Raw genomic sequence first — 20,419 nt, 5'->3', positions numbered from 1 at the left:
TTGGTATAAAAATAACTCTGAGCAAACACATATAAATATAAACAGAATCTCTTTCAATTGGTCAAAAGAGATTCTGTATTTTCTCAAAAAATATTATTTATCCCACCAAACTTTGGTATCCAAATCATCCGGCCCTTGTCTTGTAATGGCTTCTTTTACATTAACACTATTTACCGATATTTCAGAATTTGGATAGGTAAGCCTGTTAATAAAGTTTCCTTTGATGACTTTTCCAGGAAAAGGGTTAGGCGTTAATTTTGGAAAACCGCTTCTTCTGAAATTAGCAAACGCTTCTGGACCATTTAAGAAAGAAGAAACCCAGTATTGCGTATTGATTTGTTCCAAAGCCTTGGCAGCATCAAAAGTATTTGCAACAAAATATGCATCGATATCAGCTGGAGCTACCGCGGAATTGGCGTCGTAAGCTGCCAATTGCTCCATGTGGGCTTTGATACCATTTTTATATAATGTTTCCACAGAACCTGTTGTCCAGCCTCTTTGTACAGCTTCGGCTAATAAAAGCTGCGTTTGAGAGTAGGTTACCAAAAACATCGGAGCAGTTACTTTTACCATTCTGGTTCTATCTACTTGTGAAAAGTCATAAAAACTTGCCAAACTTAGGTCTTTTACAGGGCCTGAAATTGTGCTGTTGTCATAGCCAAAAGGCATACCAATTTGTACAGAAGGGTCCGTATTGGCTCTTGAAGCAACCATCTCTGGTCCTGATTTTGCTCCCACATATCTTACTGCTATGGATTTTAACCTAGGATCTTTGGTACTTTTAAGATAATTGGCAAATGGAGCACCAATATATACGTTGGCAGCCTCAGTAGCATTTAAAGTATTTCCAATTCCATTTGTATAATTAGGGTCATGCTTTACGAAAGCATTGTCAGCATTAGAAGCCATTAATCCTCCACTTACAGCTTTTGCTACTACTTGTGCGGCTTGAGTAGGATCAATTTTACTCAACCTCATTCCTGCTCTTAATAGAAGGGAATTTCCGAATTTCTTCCATTTGGCCACATCGCCACCATATAAAACATCTGCTGTTTCTACGGTTTTGGCAGCATCCAAGGCAGCTGAGGCTTCTGTTAATTCTTTGATAATTCCTGCATATACAGCCTGTTGAGACTCATACTTTGGCAATACGATTTGGTCTGAATAACCTTTTCCTGCCTCAGCATAAGGAATATCACCGTAAGAATCCGTAAGAATCATGAAAGCGTAAGATTGAAGAATTCTGGCCATGTTGTACAGGTTGCTTCTTGCGGGTAAATCTTTTGTAATCAAGAGCACATCCTGCGTATTTCTAACGACGTTTCTGTAATATCTTTGCCAGTTTACAACGGTATTATCCCGACTATCTTGATTAAAGTTTGCTCCCGTCAATACCCCTGAGTTTGGTGATACCATTTGCTGAACAATGCCCACCTCATAAAATACTGTTCCCGCCGGAAACGACGAATTGACAGTTGCATTGTTTAGGATAAATACAGGATTAATGGCAGTTGCAGCAGTTTTATTGATGTTCATTTCATCAAAACCTTTGTCGCATGAGCCTAGGCTGAATGCCAATGTGGTGAAAACTAATGCCCACTTATTTTTAAATATATTTCTCATAATAATTTCAATTTTTAAGTTTAATTAATCGGTTTAAGTTTAGAATTTCACATTTAAATTGAAACCTAAGCTTCTTGTAGTAGGCAAGCCTGTTGACTCCATACCTACCAAATTATCCGATGAATATCCGAATGATTCTGGATCGATATTGTCCACCCATTTTTTCAACATCAACACATTGTTGGCAACGAAACTGATTTTTGCACCTTGAATCGGTGTATTTTTAGGTATAAATTTAGAAATATCGTATCCAGCTGTTATCTGACGCAACTTCCAATAGCCACCATTGAAAATTACTGGCTCTATCAAAGCCTGAGACCTTACTACTGACCAATAATCTTGAACGTTGGCTTTAACTGTGTTCGTTTCGCCATTTATGTTAACACCGACTGCGGTTATTCCATTGGTAGAGCGACCTTCCAGAGTCATTTTGTGCAATCCATGACGAACAGCATTGAAGTTAGTACCAGAAAGCATCGTATTTCCTAATTTGAAATCTATCAAAGCAGATATACTAAAGCCTTTGTAATTGAAACTGTTATTGATACCTCCTACCCATTTTGGCAAGGCTGAGCCAAACGAAATAAGGTCCGTAGTACGCAATGGAATACCGTTGGCACCTAATACCATCTGGCCTTTAGCATCTCTTCTAAATCCAAAGCCGTAGATTTGACCCATTTCTTGACCTACTATCTGACGTAGCTCGCCATTGAAAACGTGTGTTCCTACGGTAATTCTCTCTCCCTCCTTGTCCGTGGCCAAACTCAATACTTTGGTGATATTATAAGAACCGTTTAGATTAACTTCCCACTGGAAATCTTTGGTTTTTACTGGAACTAAAGTCAATAAAGCCTCCACACCGTTGTTTCTGCTACTTCCACTGTTAATCAATGTAGTAATAAAGCCGGATGCATCAGAGATCTGGGCTGAAACGATTTGGTCATCCGTTATTTTGCGATAAACCGCCATATCCAAAGAAACTCTGTTGTTCAAAGTTTTCAACTCCAAACCTATCTCTGACTCTGTGGTACGCATTGGTCTTAGGTTGGCATTTGGAACAGTGGTTCCCTGTGAACCACCAACAGGCTGTGCTTGTCCAGCTGGGTTTGGAAAAAGGTTGGCGTTGATACCATAAAACAAGTTATTGGCATAAGGACCTACGTCTGTGTCGCTACCCACTTCTGCATAAGCCACCCTTAGTTTTCCAAAATTAAGCCAATTAGGCATGTTTTCGAAAGCCTGAGAAAATACAAAACTTCCAGAAACTGAAGGATATAAAATACTTCTATTGGACTTAGAAAGTGTTGAAAACCAGTCATTTCTAGCTGTAACATTTAAATACAAGAAGTTTTTATAAGAAAATTCACTCGATCCATAAACTGAATTCACGGCTCTTTCTGACAAACCATAGATGGGATCTTTAACTCTGCCGTTCATTACGGTATACAGACCTCTAACCACGAAATCTTGCACCAATACTGAGTTCAAATCTGAGCGACGGTACATTTGGTTGCCCCCAACATTAAAGTCCAATCCAAAATCTCCAAAAGTGCGATTTCCTGATAATAAAACATCGACGTTTGTTTCTCTAAATCTGCGAGATTCCTGGGTGTATGTACCGTTTACAAAACCTGCAGGTGCTGCAGCCAAAGAAGCATGTCCTGTTGGAAAGTTGTTAAAGTCTTGATCTCTAGACCAGAAATCTTGTCCTACACGACCTTGCAAAAACAACCAAGGTAACAAGTTATACTTGGCAGAAATATTACCAAATACTCTATCTCTGCGGATATTTTGAAATTGCTCGGCTAATACCCAATAAGGGTTTGTTCTGTTCTGAAATCTTGAATATATGTACTCATTACCCGCTGCATTGTATTTCTTTTGATCCAACAAGTCAAAAGGCATTGAGTTGGCCATGTTGTAAATTGATGTAGGAATTGAGTTGTCTTGATTGGCAATATTTGGCGGGTTTTTGTTGTATTCGTTTGAATAATTGATATTTCCTGCAAAGCTCAATTTTTTAGACAAATCATAACTGTAACCCAAATTAATGGTTTTTCTATTGAAACTGTTATTAGGTACGATTCCTTTACTGTCCATGTTCGAGAATGAAAGGTTCATGCCACCTTTGTCACCTCCCGCCGATAAACTTACTGTATTGGTAAGGTTCTGGCCATTTCTAAAGAAGTTACGGATTCTATCATATTGCGGCTCATAAGGGACCGTTACTCCATCAAACAACACTTGGGTCATACCTGGAGCAAATTTTTCTCCAAAAGACCATTGACCAGACGTGGGATTCGGAGATTGTGGTCGAACGCCGTTTTCACCTTGGCCATATTCATATTGATAATCTGTAAAATCCAAAGGAGTTTCATTGGTATAGTTCATATTGTAGGTCACTCCTATTCCTTTACCCGTTCCTCGGCTTTTGGTGGTTATCATAATTACACCGTCTTTGGCTCTTGAACCATATAAAGCCGCAGCAGTTGCTCCTTTTAATACAGTCATGCTCTCAATGTCATCGGGATTAATTGACGAAAGTCCATCACCACCATCAGAGGTATTTCCGCCTCCTCGAACGCCGATAGAATTATCTGCAGCTGCATTACCAGGGTTAGTCCCGAAGTTGGTATTGTCAATAGGCACACCATTTACCACAATGAGGGGGTTATTTTGACCTGAAATAGAAGATTGACCACGAATTCGAATTTTAGAAGTACCTGCAGGACCAGTTCCTAATCCTGAAATATTCACCCCGGCTATTTTACCTTGAAGGGTATTCATGAAGTTTGGTGAACGGTTTTCTGTTATCGCGGCAGCATTTACTGTAGTAGTAGCATAACCTAGTTTTTTAGCATCTTTTTTAATGCCTAAGGCTGTCACAACCACCTCTTCCAGGTTTGAAACATCCTCATCCATACTAACATCCACTATAGTTTGATTACCCACTTTGACTTCTTTGGTAGTAAAGCCAATATAACTAAAAACCAATGTCGACCCCGATACGGCATTCACTGAATACTCGCCATCGGCATTTGTTGAAGTTCCAGAATTGGTGCCTTTCACTTGTACAGAAACCCCTGGAAGCATAGAACCATCTTTGGATCCAGAAACTTTTCCAGAAATTTTCTGAGCCATTGACAGTGAGGATAGTAATATCCCGACCATCAAAAACATAATAAAATGTAATGTTTTTTTCATAAAAAAAAGGTTATTTGATTTGAATAAAGGATAGGTTAAAAAAGTCTTTATTTTTTTACTAATAGCAAATGTCTTTCAAACTTTCCTCATAAACTTCCAAATCTCTTCAACGGTGATTATTATAATAATAAATGGTTTTTTTTGCACTATTTTTACACATTAGCTTATGGATTGGCTAAAAATTTTGAAGTACCTTACATGAACCAATTTTCTCTTATAAAAGGCAAATCGCAAGAGATTTCTCCTTGGCCGCATATAATGGAGTTTTCGAAAATGAAAATTCAGTCGGTGAAGGCTGATTCTTTTTTGATGAAAGAAAACGTCGGCATGAGGTTTATGTTTGTGATAGAGGGCAAGTATTATTGGACCATTGAAAACCAAACATTTACAGTTTTTCCTAACGACTTGGTAATTGTTTTTCCTGGACAATCCTTTGGTAGTTTGACTGGATCTTTTGAAGTTGGCACTTTTGTTTCATTAAGTTTAGACATAGAATTCCTAGACAACTCCGAGTTAAAATTAGGTGATTGGAGCAATATTACCGACTCTGAACAACGCTTAATAAGCCAAATTTTATTCCAAAAAGACCTGTCAATTATCCCAAATTTTAAACATTTTGGCGAGTTAGTTCTAAAGATTGAAAGCGAGATGTTTGCAAATGAAATAGCCTACAAAACTAGAATAAATAACCTATTAGATGACATTTGGATTTGGGTGGCACGTCAGATGAGTAAAAATGAAAACCAAGGGAGAATATTCCCTCAGACGTTTCATAGACTCGATCAAATGCTCAGAGAAAACTTAGCTCATCCTTGGACAGTGGAGGAAATGGCTGCTATTATAGGACTGGGCACAACCACTTTTACCGAAAAAGTAAAAACATTTTCGGGTTTTCCGCCGCTCAACTACCTCATCAATTTAAGAATTTCAGAGGCCATTAGATTGTTAAAAAACTCAGATAGAAGTCTTACAGACATTGCTTTAGATACGGGTTTTTATTCCTCTCAACACTTTTCCACTACTTTTAAAAAACTTACTGGATATACACCTGGACATTTTAGAAAAAATAATTAATTAAGAAAGAAATGGACTGCATCATAACCATAGACATAAATACTTCAGCTGTAAAAATAGCAGCTTATGACTTGGCAGGAAAACTCGTTGCGTTCAGAAAAGGGTCGTTTTCGATACTTTATCCGCAGCCCGACCACAGCGAGCAAGATCCCGAACAAGTGTTTATTACAGTGCTTTTTGTACTCAAAGACTTAATTCGAGAGCAAATCTTACCTCTTAACCACAAAATTGTATCTATAGTTTTCAGTGCTTCAATGCACAGTGTCTTGCCGGTTGATAGCAAGGGAAATCCTTTGGGAAACGCCATAATTTGGGCAGACAATAGAGCTAAAAATGAGGCCGATATGATAAAGAAATTAATAAACGCCGACAGTATTTATGAAAATACTGGAACACCCATTCATGCCATGTCACCATTGGCCAAAATAGCCTGGATAAAAAACACCCAACCAGAGCGATTTAAGAAAACGAGCAAGTTTATATCTATTAAAGAATATGTTATCTATCAATTTACTAATCAACACGTTATAGACTACAGCATGGCCTCTGCCACTGGCCTTTTTAATATCAAAGAAAAAAAATGGGAACAACAATCCATGGATATTTCAGGATTAAAAACCAGTCAATTCTCAGACTATGCTTCTATTTTCAATACTGATCTCAAACTAAAACCTGGACTGGCAAGGTCATTAGAGATACCTAAAAATACAAGAATCATTCTTGGAAGTACCGATGGGTGCTTGGCGACTTTAGGTTCTGGCGTTTTTGGTGAAGGTCAAGCGACTATTTCGATTAGCCATAGCGGAGCAGTAAGGGTAGCAGGCAAAAAAGTTATCAAGGACAAAGAACATAGATTTTTTAATTATATCCTCGATCAAGAAACGTACATTTCTGGTGGCCCAACGAACAATGCAGGCGTAGTTTTGGAGTGGTTTGCAAGTAATTTTAGAAATCATCCGATTGTTTTAGATTTTGAAGATGCCGTGGAAGATTTGTTCAAAGAGGCCACGTTGGTAAAATCAGGATCTAATGGACTTTTGTTTTTACCCTATCTGTTGGGAGAAAGAGCCCCCATCTGGAATTCTAATGCACGCGGCTGTTATTTTGGCATAAATATCAAACATCAACCCAAGCATTTTCTTCGAGCAACGATAGAAGGCATCATTTTTGAAATATACAGCATTGGCAAAATCTTAGAAAAATACAGGAAAATAGATAAGTTGTATTTAACTGGAAAGTATGCTTCACTACCGATCTGTGCTGGTATTATCTCTGATGTATTTGGCAAAAAAGTAGTAGTGTCAAATGAAGCCGAAAACGTAAACAAAGGTGCGGCATTATTGGGTATGATTGATGCCGGAGTGTTTAAGAATCTAGAAGAAGCTGCAAAAAGTATAGCAATGAAAAATATCTTTGAGCCAGTATCCGAAAATAATGAAACTTACCAAAAGCTATTTGAAATTTTTCAAAGACTAACCCACAAATTATCTGAAGAATTTGAGATGATTGAGAAATTGCAATAAGGGCATTATTTTTATCAAAATAAGCCCAAATTTATTTTTACTTCCCATACAATTCTTGCCCTATTTTTTCATATTTATCACCCGCTTTCCATTTTGGAGCAGCGGCTCTGTTGGCAATCAATCGAGCCGAATGAATATATACTTTGCAGAACTTAGTCAAATAACTCATACTTATATTTTCAGGATTATCAGCTGCTTGGTGGTAGTATTTCCCAATTTCAGCATCAAAAGAAGTAAAACCCGGAGCCATGTTTGGTGCCGGAATTCCTTTGGCAGCTAAACTCACATTATCAGATCGATCAAATAAATTTTGCTCAGGAGCTGGGTCATTAATGGCTTCTATCCCAAAAGCTTTTGCGGCTGTTTTGATATCTCCTTCGGCATCGGTTCTGTCAAGTCCATTGATGGTCACTTTTGTGGAATCATTATACCCAGCACCATCGCTATTAAGGTTAAAAACACATTGTTTCAGAGGAACAAGTGGATTTTCGGCATAATATTTTGAGCCCAACATACCCATTTCCTCTCCTGTGTAGCCTATTAATAGAATTGACCGTTTAGGTTTTTGGGCAGAAAATGACTTTGCAGCCATCAAAAGAGCCGTTGAACCCATGGCGTTGTCGCGAGTACCGTTAAAAATGGTATCTGATTCAGTCACTTTTCCATAACTTTTACCCGCACCTATGTGGTCGAAATGTGCCGATAAAACCACAAATTCATTTTTGAGTTTTGGATCTGTACCTTCAATTATACCAACCACATTATAAGCTGGAACAGATTTCTTTACCACTTCACCTACGTTTAGGCCAATCGAAGTTAGATTTTCCTTGGAAAACTGCTTAATGAAAGTGCTGTTTACCCATATGTGAGGTATATCAGAATTTATGCCTGAGGCCATCATGAGTCTTTCACCTCCAAAATTTCTAACAATCGATGCAAAAGGGAAATTTAGATTGTACACTTGAACCAAAGCCAAAGCACCATTATCAGCTGCAAACTTGGCTTTCTTGGTGGAACCCGTCATGTTTTCAAAAGGCTTGTCATTATTTGGTATCCCGAACTGACAAACCACTATCTTACCTTTTACGTCTATGTCTTTGTAATCATTTTGCTTATCGTCTATCCATCCGTATCCCACAAAAACGACCGGTATATTCTGCAACTTGGCGGCTTTTCCGCTCAGCATTATAAAATCCTTGCCTGATTTCAAAGTATCTTTTCCTGCAAAAACTTCTCCTGTTTTACTCCCTTTTGAAAACTCCAAAGGCACTTTTTGTAGAAAATCAGACTTTCCCCCTGCGGGTTTTATGCCAGCTAATCTAAACTGCTCTGAAATATATCTTGCCGCCACGTTGTTCGTGATTTCACCTGTCCTTCTACCCAGCATTTCGTCGGAAGCCAAAAATCTAATATGAGCCTCTGCCTCAGCTTGTGAAAGTTTGAATTCGGTTAGTTTCGAGTTTTTTTGGGCAAAAGAAAAAGTACTGAAACAGATTAAGAAAATCGATTTTATAAGATTTTTTGTCATTTAAAGAAGTTTTTTACCAAATGTAAGAATGATATTTTTGTAATAAGCGTCTTTGTCGATTTTTTGCTATCAACATTATCAAAAATTAGTTTTAAGGTTTTTTCAATTTAAAATAATCTTGCATTGGCTCAAAATAATAGTCTATCCAGCCTTGCTTGTAAGTATTTCCGTGTGGTGGCAATTTACTGTGGTTAATTATTACTTTGGTAAATTCACCATTTTCTTCAAACAAAACCTCAATAATTGAATCTTCCTCTTTATCAGAGAATTCGGTTGTCCGCCAAGACTGAACAATTTTTTCATTGGGCACAAGCTCAAGATTTTTTCCCCAGGCATATTCATCAAACGAGGTAAAACTATCACCAACATTGTTACCTGCTGTGGCATTTGAACCAGTCATGAGTGAATGTGACGCTCCATCAAGCCAAGCCTTATAAATATCTTGACTCGAGGCAGGGAAAGTTTCAGAAACCGAGAAATTCATCACCATAGTATTTAATTAATTATAAATTTAATTACACACCATTTCAAATAAAAGCGTTTAAACTGTTTTTATTTTTGGTTAAACTTTTCTGATTTTGGACTTATCCAAGTCCTGTGTATAATTGCTGAAAAATAATACTTTAAACAATTTTTAAGAATAAAAAACTGAACCCTGGCTTTGGGTAAGAAAAACAAAAAAACACCTATGATTCCTAAAACGCTTTTGAACACCAAGGTATTGATTATCAAAAGCATTTGGCTAGGAATTTTCTGAATTTGGGAGAAATTATTTTGAATATAAACATGCTGCGAAATAATTACTTCGGTCTTAGTTAAGGCCGATGTTTCCACATTAATTCTGCTCGCACCTCCATGTTCATGAACAATATTTACGTTACATAAAAGTAGAAGTAATCCTCCCGAATCCTTGACCTTTTTTGAAAGTTCTACATCTTCAGAATACATCCAATAGTCTGTATTCCAGCCTCCTACCCTATTATACCAGGCTCTTGAAATCATAATGACCGATCCTGAAATCCAGTCGGGTGAAACGGCTTCACACTGGCAGGTTTGGCAATTTGTTTCTTTAAATTTTTGAGGAAACATTAGCTTATAGAGACTTCTTTGAAGCCCAAAAAGTGTAAAAATACTTGGCGATATTTTTTGATAGGAAGATGGTTTTTCGGATTGTTTGCAACTCAATATTCCGATTTGTGGATTTTCCTTGTACGCAAAAAACATCTTTTCCAAGGATTCTTTTGGAGCCAAAGTATCTGGATTTAGGAATAACAAAATCTCTCCATTGGCGTGTTTTGCTCCCAAATTGCAGCCATGGGCGAAACCCCAGTTTCCGGTATTCTCGATTATATTAAACTGGGGAAAATCTGATTGGAATGGTACTAAATTGCCATCATTCGAAAAGTTATCAACCACAATCACTTCCAAAGACAGTTTTTCAAACGTATATGACGCCAATAAATCAAGATTCCTTTTAAGAATGCCCCAACTTTTATAATTGACTATAATGATTGAGAGAATATTCATTTATGGCAAATATATGGTAAGCAATAAGAATGAAAATACATAAATGATGGCTATTTATATTTAAGCTTTTATTCCTCTTAAAACAGCTTTTCTCAAATATGGGGGTTTAACGACATTTGATTTACCATAGTGAAAAATCATGTATTTGTCAGAAAAGTGATTAACGAAGCCCTTATTTTTCAATAACTTATCCAATTCTTCGGCATCTGATTGACGATGGTAGGTACAAACTGCAATTTTCAGATTTGATTGAGATTTAATTAATCCCGCGGCACCATTTACTACTTGAGCTTCTGCTCCTTCCACATCTGCTTTAATGAAATTTACCGTTTGTCCATTATTAAAAAAAGTATCCAATTTTATAGAATCTATTGTATCTTCATCAGATACATATTTCTGAACAATTTCTACTTTCTCTTTCCATGGCTCAAAAGTAGCTTCAAGAGCTTTTATCCAGTCTTTTTCGACTTCAAAAATATAAACCTTCTTGACTTTTTCAATTACACTCAAGGAAAAATTACCTTCAGCAGCACCAACATCTACTATTACATCGCCTGCATGCACGTCAAAATTTTCGGTCAGATAGCGATGGGGAGAAAGTGGATCTTGCTCCAATAATAAACTATTGAAATAAACTTGTGCTTTTTTCCTCTGATGACCGTTTTTGAAATATAATTTCTTACCTTCCCAAAGTGTATAAAGAAGGCCTTTTTCAGAATCTTTTTCTATTAAAATATCCTTCGGCTTATATTTTTCCGGAAAATTATACGGAAAAATATGTAGTGAATGGGATTTTAAAAAAGTTAAAACCTCTTGCTCTTCAGCGTTCAAATCCCTGTTTTCGAGGTTTTCAACTATCTGACCTTTCAATATATTTAATCTGATTGACCTTGGAATGAGCTTTTTGTAAAATGGAATTTTCATTTGAGCTACCTAAAAAATGCACTTAATATCAGGCTAATTTACCTTAAAACTTTGCAATTCTAAAATTTAGATTTCTTAATTTTGGCAAAATCATCTTTTTAGTCATTTTCAAAGGTTAAAATCAAAAATAGTCCTCTAAACATGCTTAAAATGCATTGCTTTTTATTGCTATATTTTTCATTCCATAGGAAGCATTATTGACCATATCAGAACCAAACGTGGTGAGTGTGCTAAAATTTCCATTTGTGGTAAAATTCCTAGCTGGACAACCATCATTGAGCCATTCCCAACCTAACCATCCAATAGCATTTGACTTAAGAGTAGGCAAAAGACTTTTATAATTGAAACCTGAGGGTGCAGAATGCTCAATAGACGTTCCATCAATACCATAATAGCACTCTGAGTATCCTGTAGCAGGCACGGTGTTCCAATCATCCGCTCCCAACTGTTTATTGGCCACTTCACCAAAAATAAGTGGTACATTGTTGTTTACTGCCGCATTAATCTCAGAAGTTTGGTCATCTTCAGCCCAGTAAGCATGTACACTGAATATTATGTTATGTTCTGGATCATGGGCTAGAAGCTCAGCGGCTGCAAGATTAATAACTTTCAAACTTGTGCCACCAATGGGTGCATCGATCATCAATGGCACCTTGAGACCTGCATTCCTTATACTTGTGATAGCCGTTTTGTATTGATTTTTCCAATTTGTAAAAGCAGTAACATCTGAAGGTATGTTGGAATCATATGCAAATCCCCTTCCGAAGCCAAGCTCATTTATAATATTGATAATCAAGTATTTCTTGTGGGCATTTAACATACTTACCCTAGCTGGATTGGTCCACCAAGCGGCATAACCATTTGGTGTATTGAGTTGATTGGGGTCATTGATATAGCCATTCCAGAGCGTTACAACTGAAACGATTTTCTTGGCCGAAAATTTGGTAATCAAGGTGTTGAGATCAGCATCGGTGTGGGAAGTACCTGGCACTGCATTTTGAAACCAAACAATTCTGGCTGTATTGGCCCCGGTTTTATCAAACTCATCTATGTATTCATTATTTCCTGAAAATTGCCAATAATCTGTTGGGTAATTGATGCCGATTGGAACAAACTTTTGGTGATTGGAATCAAACAAATCTCTTCCATGAATATACATGTTGGCTGCTGGAGGATTGTTGTTGGGACAATTCGCAATATGAGCTGTAAAAACAGCTTGATTGCCTGCATTAAATCCGGGCATTAAGGTTATTGATTTTTCTGCAGAAAAAACTACTTTGGCACTTCCTGTAATTTCCGAGTTATTCGCTACAATTTTTTGTGCTAAATAAGTTTTATTCCCTGAATTTATCAGCGTTGCGGAAGCATCATCTAAAGGTAAAGTTAAAAGTTCGGGACATGGTAAATTTGGCACCAATAACTGTATGCTGCTATAACAAAATCCTGGTAAAGTAGGGTATGCCCCAGAAGCTTCATTACTCGCAAATGTTAAAGTTTCAGATGTATTTCCTGAATTTGTTGGGGTATAAGTTATTGGAATAATTACGCTTGTTTGACCTAAAGTCAAACTAGTTGTTAGACTTCCAGAAAATTCTTGAGAAATGACATTAAAAGTGGTGGCTCCAGCTTTTGTCACGGTTATTGGCAAGGTAATGTTATGTGTGGCGGCCACATTTTGGGTAAATGTTCCTTCTATTAAGCTTGATTCACAATCTCCAAAAGTAAAAAAAGAATCATATACTGGAATGGTCAAACTACAAGTACCTACATTTGGACTTGGGGAACTTATATTTAATGTTTTGGTGCCTGCAGTACCTAAACCATCATAATTAACATTGATAAATATAGTTTGTAAACCAACATTTTCAAAATTTTGGGTGGCGGTACCCGAGAAATTGGTCCCGCTTACATTAATTGTAATATCTCCAGGAGCGTCAACATCAATGCTTGCTCTTATACTTACACTTGTTTGATTGCCAAGCCTAACCACAGTGCCTCCAAAGTTTGGATAGGCACAACTTACAATCGTAAACGAAGGAAAAATTGAAGCTGAGGGTTCGGCACATTGGCCATTTCCGGGATAGGTAGCAGAAATGCCAATATCAGTAAAGCTTCCATCACCTGGATCAAATTTCCAAACTTTGCCATTGCCCTGATCGCTTGCATATATAAAGTTTCCTATACGGCACAAGCCGCCAAATTTTGCCCCAGCTTTCGAATAAATGGTGGCATCTACATTTGCGATTGTTATTTGAAACCCAGCCAAATTTTGGGATATCAAATTACTTCTTAGCTTTACCAAGGAACCATCATTTACGTCAATTGAGGGCGAATACCCATCGTTGTTATTGGCAAACCACAGATTGCCATTGGTATCTAGTGCCAAGCCTTCTGGCAATGAAAACAACTTTGCAGATTGATTATCGGTATTACTAAAGACATCGTTGCACAGTATTGAATTGGCATCTGTGCTACACAAAAACTGCGTTGGCTGAGCCAAAGTATTGTCACCAGACCATTTCAATATTCGATTGTCAGAAAGATCCGTCACAAATATATCACCAGAGGCATTACGGGTTATTCCACCCATTCCAGAATAGGTTTGACTGTTTTTTACTACAGGTGTATTTTGAAATATTCCAGTAGAGCTGCCATAGGATCCAGTTACATCGCGTGCCATTTTAAGGACTCTACGTTTAGAACTTCCAAAACCACAAGCAACATATAATGTTCCATTAGCTGGATTTACCGCTATTTCTGTAGTCACTCGACCTGTTAGGACTTTTTCAACAGAAGTGTAAGTTACTATTCCTGCAGATACCACCACCCCTTTGTAGTGTAAAAAGCCATCTGCAGAGGGTTCGTCATAGCCTACTAACATTTCATTGTTATAAAACGCAATACAGTTGGGTTTATAACTAATACCAGAAACTGTGGTGTTTAAGGTTCCTAACAAATCAGCCGGGGCATTGCTTATATCGTAAAATTTAACTTCTGAGGTCGCATAATATGGCACAGCCAATTTTTGGGCCGTGGCTTGTTGTATTACAAAAAGCAAACAAAAAAGTAAAAAATTTTTCATAGCCTTGTAGATTTTAAATGATTTTCAACCATAGGGAATTTCCTTCTTGAGACAGCAATGATTTCGCCGTTACTAAGCAAAATTCTTTTAGATTTTTGAGAGAAAATCAGATTTTGGATATGATTGACATTGATGAGTTGGCTTCGGTTGGCTCTAATGAAATTTTGATCGGGTTTTAAGGCCCCTTCAAAAAGTAACAGGGTACGAGAGGAGACAATTTTTTTGCCCCCAACCAAATGCATTTCAGTATAATTCAAATCACTGGTTAATAGTATTAAGTCACTGGTTTTGATGAAATTAATTCTTCCATTCAATCTTACACTTATGAGTCCGTTTTCGATATTTGGCTTTTGTATGTTTAAGAAATTGTCCATGGCTTTATTATCTTAATTCTTATCAATTTATTCTTAGGCTTTGCCACATCTAGGCGATAATCTTGGTTTTACCCAAATTTAGAAGCCAGTCTAAGTTTATTACCTTAATTAAATCTTAAGGAAATTTTCAATTATATTATTTTGAGAAAATGTCAATTAAAAATCAAATAAGAAAGAAGTAATTTCGATAAACCATTTTCCAAATTTACTGACAGCTTCCATTAACGCAGACTTTACCAGTAGGGCATACATTACCACATGCTCCACAATTATTTTGATCATTACTTGTCAAAACACAATTATTTCCACATTTCACATATCCTACTGGACAACCGCAACTTCCGTTTACACAAGTTAACTGACCAGGACAAACAGTTCCACACGCATTACAATTATTATTATCCGAATTTAGATTAACACAATTATTATTACAGTTTGTAAAACCTGGAGGACAAGCACAATTCCCGTTGATACAAGTTAATTGACCCGGACAAACAGCTCCACATGCTCTACAATTGTTATTATCCGAATTTAGATTAACACAGTTATTATTACAGTTTGTATAAGCAGCAGGACAAGTTTCAGTAGTAACTTTTACCCAACCAATGCCTTTCCACATATAAAGTCCTACACCGCTTAAGGCAGTTGCATTATTGTTGTAAACAATAGTCCCATCAGAAGGCGTTGAGGCAATTGGATTTGGAGAATCTGAAGCCGTTAAAGTTAATCTGGGTGGCAAAAATCCTTTATTAATTGAATAAACTTCTAATTGTGCTGTTGGATTAGGGTTGTTTGTTCCAATTCCCCATTGTCCTGTAGGCAGTACTATGGATTGATTCTGACCATTGTTTGTATGTATTACCAATGAATTATTACTTTTGGTCCCTATCCAACCAGCACTTCCTCCAACATAGGTTCCTAATTCAATTCCTCCACTTGAATGTATTATTCCATAAGAATCATTAACCGTCTGAACACTTAGTTTATTTGTTGGGTTGTCAGTACCAATACCTATATTCCCTGAATTGGTACTAAACTGATTTATACCCAAACTTTGCCAAGCTCCACTTGAGCCACTATTGTTCACCGATTGCCAAGCTGTTCCGTCCCAATATTTCATTTGATTCAGGCTATTGTCAAATACCATTGTGCCTTTTGCTTGACCAGTTAAAGCATTAATCTGAACAGTACTCATTTGTGGAAACATCACCCCTTGAGGAGTAAGAGTAGTGTTTTGAGCATAAGCGTATCTTATTGATAATAATAAGATTAATACTGAGAGATAAAGTTTAGTTTTCATAGTTTTTGTTTTTTCATCCAATTATTAATTTCTCCAAAAAATGCTTCGGGTTGTTCTATCCAAATAAAATGTCCTGCGTTTTTGATTACCGATAGTTGAGAATTTTTTATCGCTTTGTGGATACGACTAGCGTGTGAAACTTGATCACAGATAAAGTCATCATCGCCCACCAAAACCAAAGTAGGAACTGTGATTTTTGGTAACAAGTCCAGAATTTGCTCTGAGCCTAAGCCTCCTTTTGAAGTCATGTCCCAGGCTTTTTGGCTAAGCTGTACATTCTCTACTGCCATGAATTTGGGTAAATTGGCTTGGTCATGAAAATAGAAGGGCATGATATAGCCCATCTCCTCGTTTAGAGATCGTTTTGTGGTATCTTGACCCATTAGCATCTTAGACCCAGCGGCAAAATAAGGTTCTGAACTACGCTTTTTAATGGCTTTAACATATTCTTTTTGAGCTACTTGATCCATCCCTGCAAATGCAGCTATGGCAATAATACCTTTTAGATTCTTATTGTATTTTATGCCATAATTTAATACCTGCCAACCGCCCATGGAGTGCCCAGCTATCCAGACTTTATCTTGTTTTAGGTGTATTCGAAGTTGCTCCATGTCCTCAATAAAATCATCGGTTTGGTAATCTTCGGGTTTGTCAGAACCCTCAGAAAGGCCTGAGGCTCGGGTATCCAACCACACTACTGTGAAGGTTTTTTCAAGGTCGGGCATGGAATTTTTGTAAGCATCCAGATTAGGCCCCCATCCCGGCGTAGGAAAAATGCAAAGTGGCCCTTTACCCGAGATCACATAATGTAGTTTCAGCCCATTGATTTTTGCAAAATGTTCACCTTTTGAAAGTGGTTTTTGAGCAAAACAATTAATTTGAAAGCCAAAAAGAACTAAAATTATTACCCTAAGTGATTTCATATATTTAACATATTTGATTTTATAATAAACTGTATATCGAAATTGTACTTTTTTAAATCCTAATTAACTGCCTTTCAGATAACTCCACCCTACCACGATAATTAAAATACCAAAAGCGAGCATCATCAATAAGCCTGGCACTTCACGCCAATTAAGAATTATTGAATTGGCAGCATTATCCAAAGGATAGGCAACCGAAATTTTTTCCCCAATAGAATAGTTAAAAAAAACGAATATCTGGGGAGCCTTGCTGTGTGATTTAATAAGTTCATTTTTGATTGATATAAACTCAAAAAATGGTCTTTTACCAGTGAGAATATTTTTAGAACCACTATTGCCATTTTTCACAATCCATTTACTTCCTTTTGATTTAAACCCTATCACTTTTGCCTCAGTGGTCGTTCCTGAAAAAGGTAAATAAACCATTTTTGCCAAGATATTTCCCCAATAGAAAAAAATGCCTAAGCCTATTACTAGCATAATGAAACCTACGATTCTGTTATTCTGGATTTTCATTAGTCAAGTAATTGATAGTTCATGTATACCCTTGGGCTTTGTCCCCAAGCCTCACCATCTACCCGACATACTCTTATGACTATGCCCGTTTGAAAATTAGTGACTGGGTCAAAGGTATATTTTCGAATAGATGCGGTGTAACAATCAGGAAAATCGGTACCGGGTTCACTGGTGCACAAAAGACTAAGCATCAAGAATCTCTGGCCAAAACTATAAATAACATCTTTGCATTTGGTTTCACTAGCCCCTATCTCCATCCAATTGGTATGTATGGGCCTTACAATTTCATTACGAACACCAATCTGGTTTGCGTTTATTTGCACAGCATCAATAACATTTGCATTTACATTGTTAAATAAAGCATCGCCTTCGCTATTAATGCTGGCTTTTTCTTGAATTCCCACAAAAACCGTTCGGAAAAGTAAGTCTGCTTTTTCGGTCTGATTTGTACAAGATAAGTTTGTAGCACTATAAGTATAGATATTTGAACAAGTTATGGCTGGTGCAAATTGACTTGAGGTATTTCTTAGTCTTATGGTGTATGTTTTACCTGCTTGCAAACGTAGTGGAAACGGAGATAAACTATATCGTACGTGATCTTGCGGCGGGCAGGTAGTATTAATTCTGCAACCCTCACCCCTGACCAAAAAACTTTCATCGCTAGTGGCAATCACAACATTATTTGATTTGTCTATGAGATCTAAAATACTATTGGTGATTACCCTTGACCCTAATCCACTATATAAATCAACACCTAAAACATCTATATATACTATTAGCCCATCCACAGTGGGCGTAAATTCTTGTAAAAAATCAGGGTTTGTGGTGGTAATATAATCAGTTGTAGAAAGGCTAATATCAAAATATTGAGCACCGGGTACGCCTTCTTTCAAAAGCGATATACTTGAGTTTTTAAGTTGTAAGGAACTGCTAACATGATTGAAATACAAAGATTCCTTTTCATAAATATTTACAGCAGCATTTGGTGAGATTAGTGTTTGAGCATTCGAAGTTATACTCACCAGAATGCAAATAATAAAGATATTTTTCATGGTTATAAAATTTTAATAATGAAATATTATGGCTCCAGGAGCTCCAGTTCCTCTAGCAAGGTTATTACAACCACAGCCTCCGCCTCCACCTGGAAACTTGCCATCGGTTATTGGCAAATAATTGAGCGAGCCTCCTACGTAAAGCCCTGTGTTTACATCAAACTCCATAGTGTAGGATTTTCCGCCATTTTTGAAGGTAGGAAAGGTACCACCGCCAACACCGCCTTTTACAATTTTACGAAAGACACCCACGTTGGCCTGCTGAAAATTAAAATCAGCGTTTTCAGCATTTTGACCATCAATGTTCATAATTATATTTGCACTGCTATTGTAAAATCCTGTACCTCCATTGGTTTTGTCAGCATTTGCAGCACCACATAGTGGAAGTACCCCATTGTTTACAGCATTATAGAGCGTTCCAAAAACGATATCTAATTGGTCGCCTGGGTTCACAATGGCCATTGCCTGTTGATATTGACCACCACCTCCACCACTGCATGGAACCTCGGCACCTACAGTTGCCATTAATTCTCCATTTGCACCATTCCCCCAGGCTTCTATTAATATATTAGTTACACCAGAGGGTACTGTAAAAAAAGAGCTACCTAAAAACATTTTATGATTTTTATATGGATTTGTAGATGAGTTGGAAATGCCCGAAATATAATTCCATTGGGCTCCATCATGCACCGCAAGTTTTTTTTCATCCGCATTAAAAACCACATTGCCGGCTTGTTGAGGTGGAAGTGTATTTTGTTGTGAAGTCGAAAGTCGGGGCAGGGTCAGGCTTTTGGGGCTTAATTCGGTGGCAACTTGTGCTTGAGAAAATACAGAAATGAAAATTAGAACAAGGACTAGGTATTTTTGCATTGAATTGTATCATTTACAGATACAAAATTGAGGCAGAAGACCGTAATCATCAATGCCATAAAAAGGTAAAAAAGTAGAGTTTTTAGGTCATAAAATAAAAAACAAGACGAAGCAATAACCCTTTTTGTTGGATAAAATATTTCAGGTTGGCAGACTGCTTGCGTTAACGAATGGAGCGACATCCTTTTTGGCCTGGCGAAGACAGCAAAAAGATGGTGTGGATAGCGTGTCCCGATAGCATTCGGGACGCTCTAAATTATTCCTTCTTTAATGGCTTTTGCTACTGCTTCGGGACCACTCTGTACATGGAGTTTTTGGTAGGAGTTTTTGATATGCCGTCTAACGGTCTCTACTGAAATATCCAATTCGATAGAAATCATACGATAAGAGAATCCCTTGGCGACGAGGTTTAACACTTCTATCTCTCTGGCTGTGAGGCTATAGGTGTCTTTAGGCGATTGCTTTCGGAAAGATTGCAAGACTTTGGTGGCAATAAATGGTGACATAGGTGCACCACCGGCCAGTACTTCTTTGATGGCCTCAATGAGGCGGGTGGGCGAATCTTTTTTGAGAATATAACCATCAGCACCTTTACTGAGGCTCTCGAAAAGGTGTTCCTCTTCGTCAAAGACCGTATGCATGATAATTCTCACCTCCGGAAATTTACTTTTAATCTCAAAAACGGCTTCGGTACCCAATTTTTGGGGCATATCGATGTCCATAATGATGACATCTGGTCGCTGCAATTGGGTATTCTGTAATGCCTCGAGGCAATCGCCGTATGATGACAAGAGTTGCATACCCTCAGTAGCTTCGATGAGCATGCAAAGCAAATGACTCAGGCGTTCATTGTCCTCATATATTGTAATTTTCATATTCTTATTTATTAACCGCTAAGT

General features: G+C 37.4%; 16 protein-coding genes. 2 read left to right on the top strand and 14 right to left on the bottom strand.

Annotated elements, in window-relative coordinates:
• Nucleotides 1-93 precede the first annotated feature (93 nt).
• Both EGI24_RS02255 and EGI24_RS02250 read right to left on the bottom strand, forming a co-directional pair.
• Complete coding sequence (locus EGI24_RS02255; protein ID WP_255046624.1) at nucleotides 94-1,623, bottom strand: SusD/RagB family nutrient-binding outer membrane lipoprotein; 1,530 nt, start codon at nucleotides 1,621-1,623, stop codon at nucleotides 94-96.
• Nucleotides 1,624-1,662: 39 nt separating this feature from the next.
• Nucleotides 1,663-4,827, bottom strand: coding sequence for a SusC/RagA family TonB-linked outer membrane protein (locus EGI24_RS02250; RefSeq protein WP_255046623.1), 3,165 nt, complete (start codon nucleotides 4,825-4,827; stop codon nucleotides 1,663-1,665).
• 198 nt (nucleotides 4,828-5,025) lie between these two features.
• On the opposite strand from EGI24_RS02250, the gene EGI24_RS02245 reads away from it, so the two are divergent.
• Complete coding sequence (locus tag EGI24_RS02245; RefSeq protein WP_255046621.1) at nucleotides 5,026-5,901, top strand: AraC family transcriptional regulator; 876 nt, start codon at nucleotides 5,026-5,028, stop codon at nucleotides 5,899-5,901.
• 11 nt (nucleotides 5,902-5,912) lie between these two features.
• On the top strand, nucleotides 5,913-7,424 hold the full coding sequence (locus tag EGI24_RS02240) for a gluconokinase (RefSeq protein ID WP_255046619.1): 1,512 nt from the start codon (nucleotides 5,913-5,915) through the stop codon (nucleotides 7,422-7,424).
• A gap of 37 nt (nucleotides 7,425-7,461) precedes the next feature.
• Here EGI24_RS02240 and EGI24_RS02235 read toward each other — a convergent pair whose 3' ends face one another.
• From EGI24_RS02235 to EGI24_RS02180, 12 genes are all read right to left on the bottom strand, one after another.
• The gene (locus EGI24_RS02235; RefSeq protein ID WP_255046618.1) at nucleotides 7,462-8,952 is read right to left on the bottom strand and encodes a M28 family peptidase; all 1,491 of its coding nucleotides are present in this window, start codon (nucleotides 8,950-8,952) and stop codon (nucleotides 7,462-7,464) included.
• A 91-nt stretch (nucleotides 8,953-9,043) separates the two neighbouring features.
• Nucleotides 9,044-9,436 (bottom strand): SRPBCC domain-containing protein, encoded by a 393-nt coding sequence (locus EGI24_RS02230; RefSeq protein WP_255046616.1) that lies wholly within the window; start codon nucleotides 9,434-9,436, stop codon nucleotides 9,044-9,046.
• A 68-nt stretch (nucleotides 9,437-9,504) separates the two neighbouring features.
• Nucleotides 9,505-10,479 carry a glycosyltransferase family 2 protein gene (locus tag EGI24_RS02225; protein WP_255046614.1) on the bottom strand — a complete coding sequence of 325 codons (975 nt, stop codon included), beginning with the start codon at nucleotides 10,477-10,479 and terminating at the stop codon, nucleotides 9,505-9,507.
• A gap of 60 nt (nucleotides 10,480-10,539) precedes the next feature.
• Nucleotides 10,540-11,403, bottom strand: a complete 864-nt coding sequence (locus EGI24_RS02220) for an FkbM family methyltransferase (RefSeq protein ID WP_255046612.1) — start codon at nucleotides 11,401-11,403, stop codon at nucleotides 10,540-10,542.
• 145 nt (nucleotides 11,404-11,548) lie between these two features.
• Entirely contained in the window at nucleotides 11,549-14,485 is a 2,937-nt protein-coding gene (locus tag EGI24_RS02215) for a 3-coathanger stack domain-containing protein (RefSeq protein ID WP_255046611.1), read from the bottom strand.
• Entirely contained in the window at nucleotides 14,482-14,859 is a 378-nt protein-coding gene (locus EGI24_RS02210; protein ID WP_255046610.1) for a LytTR family DNA-binding domain-containing protein, read from the bottom strand. Before EGI24_RS02210 ends, EGI24_RS02215 begins: the two co-directional genes overlap by 4 nt.
• A 205-nt stretch (nucleotides 14,860-15,064) precedes the next feature.
• The gene (locus EGI24_RS02205) at nucleotides 15,065-16,159 is read right to left on the bottom strand and encodes a hypothetical protein (protein ID WP_255046609.1); all 1,095 of its coding nucleotides are present in this window, start codon (nucleotides 16,157-16,159) and stop codon (nucleotides 15,065-15,067) included.
• The gene (locus EGI24_RS02200) at nucleotides 16,156-17,082 is read right to left on the bottom strand and encodes an alpha/beta fold hydrolase (protein ID WP_255046608.1); all 927 of its coding nucleotides are present in this window, start codon (nucleotides 17,080-17,082) and stop codon (nucleotides 16,156-16,158) included. The genes EGI24_RS02205 and EGI24_RS02200 overlap by 4 nt, the downstream gene beginning before the upstream one ends.
• Before the next feature lie 63 nt (nucleotides 17,083-17,145).
• A complete protein-coding gene (locus tag EGI24_RS02195; protein WP_255046607.1) occupies nucleotides 17,146-17,598 on the bottom strand; it encodes a hypothetical protein in 453 nt (150 codons plus the stop codon).
• Entirely contained in the window at nucleotides 17,598-18,650 is a 1,053-nt protein-coding gene (locus EGI24_RS02190) for a hypothetical protein (RefSeq protein WP_255046606.1), read from the bottom strand. The genes EGI24_RS02195 and EGI24_RS02190 overlap by 1 nt, the downstream gene beginning before the upstream one ends.
• A 12-nt stretch (nucleotides 18,651-18,662) precedes the next feature.
• Nucleotides 18,663-19,520: a hypothetical protein gene (locus EGI24_RS02185; protein ID WP_255046605.1), complete on the bottom strand. Its 858-nt coding sequence runs from the start codon at nucleotides 19,518-19,520 to the stop codon at nucleotides 18,663-18,665.
• A 251-nt stretch (nucleotides 19,521-19,771) separates the two neighbouring features.
• Complete coding sequence (locus tag EGI24_RS02180; RefSeq protein ID WP_255046604.1) at nucleotides 19,772-20,395, bottom strand: response regulator transcription factor; 624 nt, start codon at nucleotides 20,393-20,395, stop codon at nucleotides 19,772-19,774.
• Between the last annotated feature and the right edge of the window lie 24 nt (nucleotides 20,396-20,419).

This window comes from Lacihabitans sp. CS3-21 (assembly GCF_024343675.1).
Classification (GTDB): Bacteria; Bacteroidota; Bacteroidia; order Cytophagales; family Spirosomataceae; genus Leadbetterella.
Note: the sequence above shows the minus strand (reverse complement) of the source record. Positions and strands in the feature narration are given on the sequence as shown.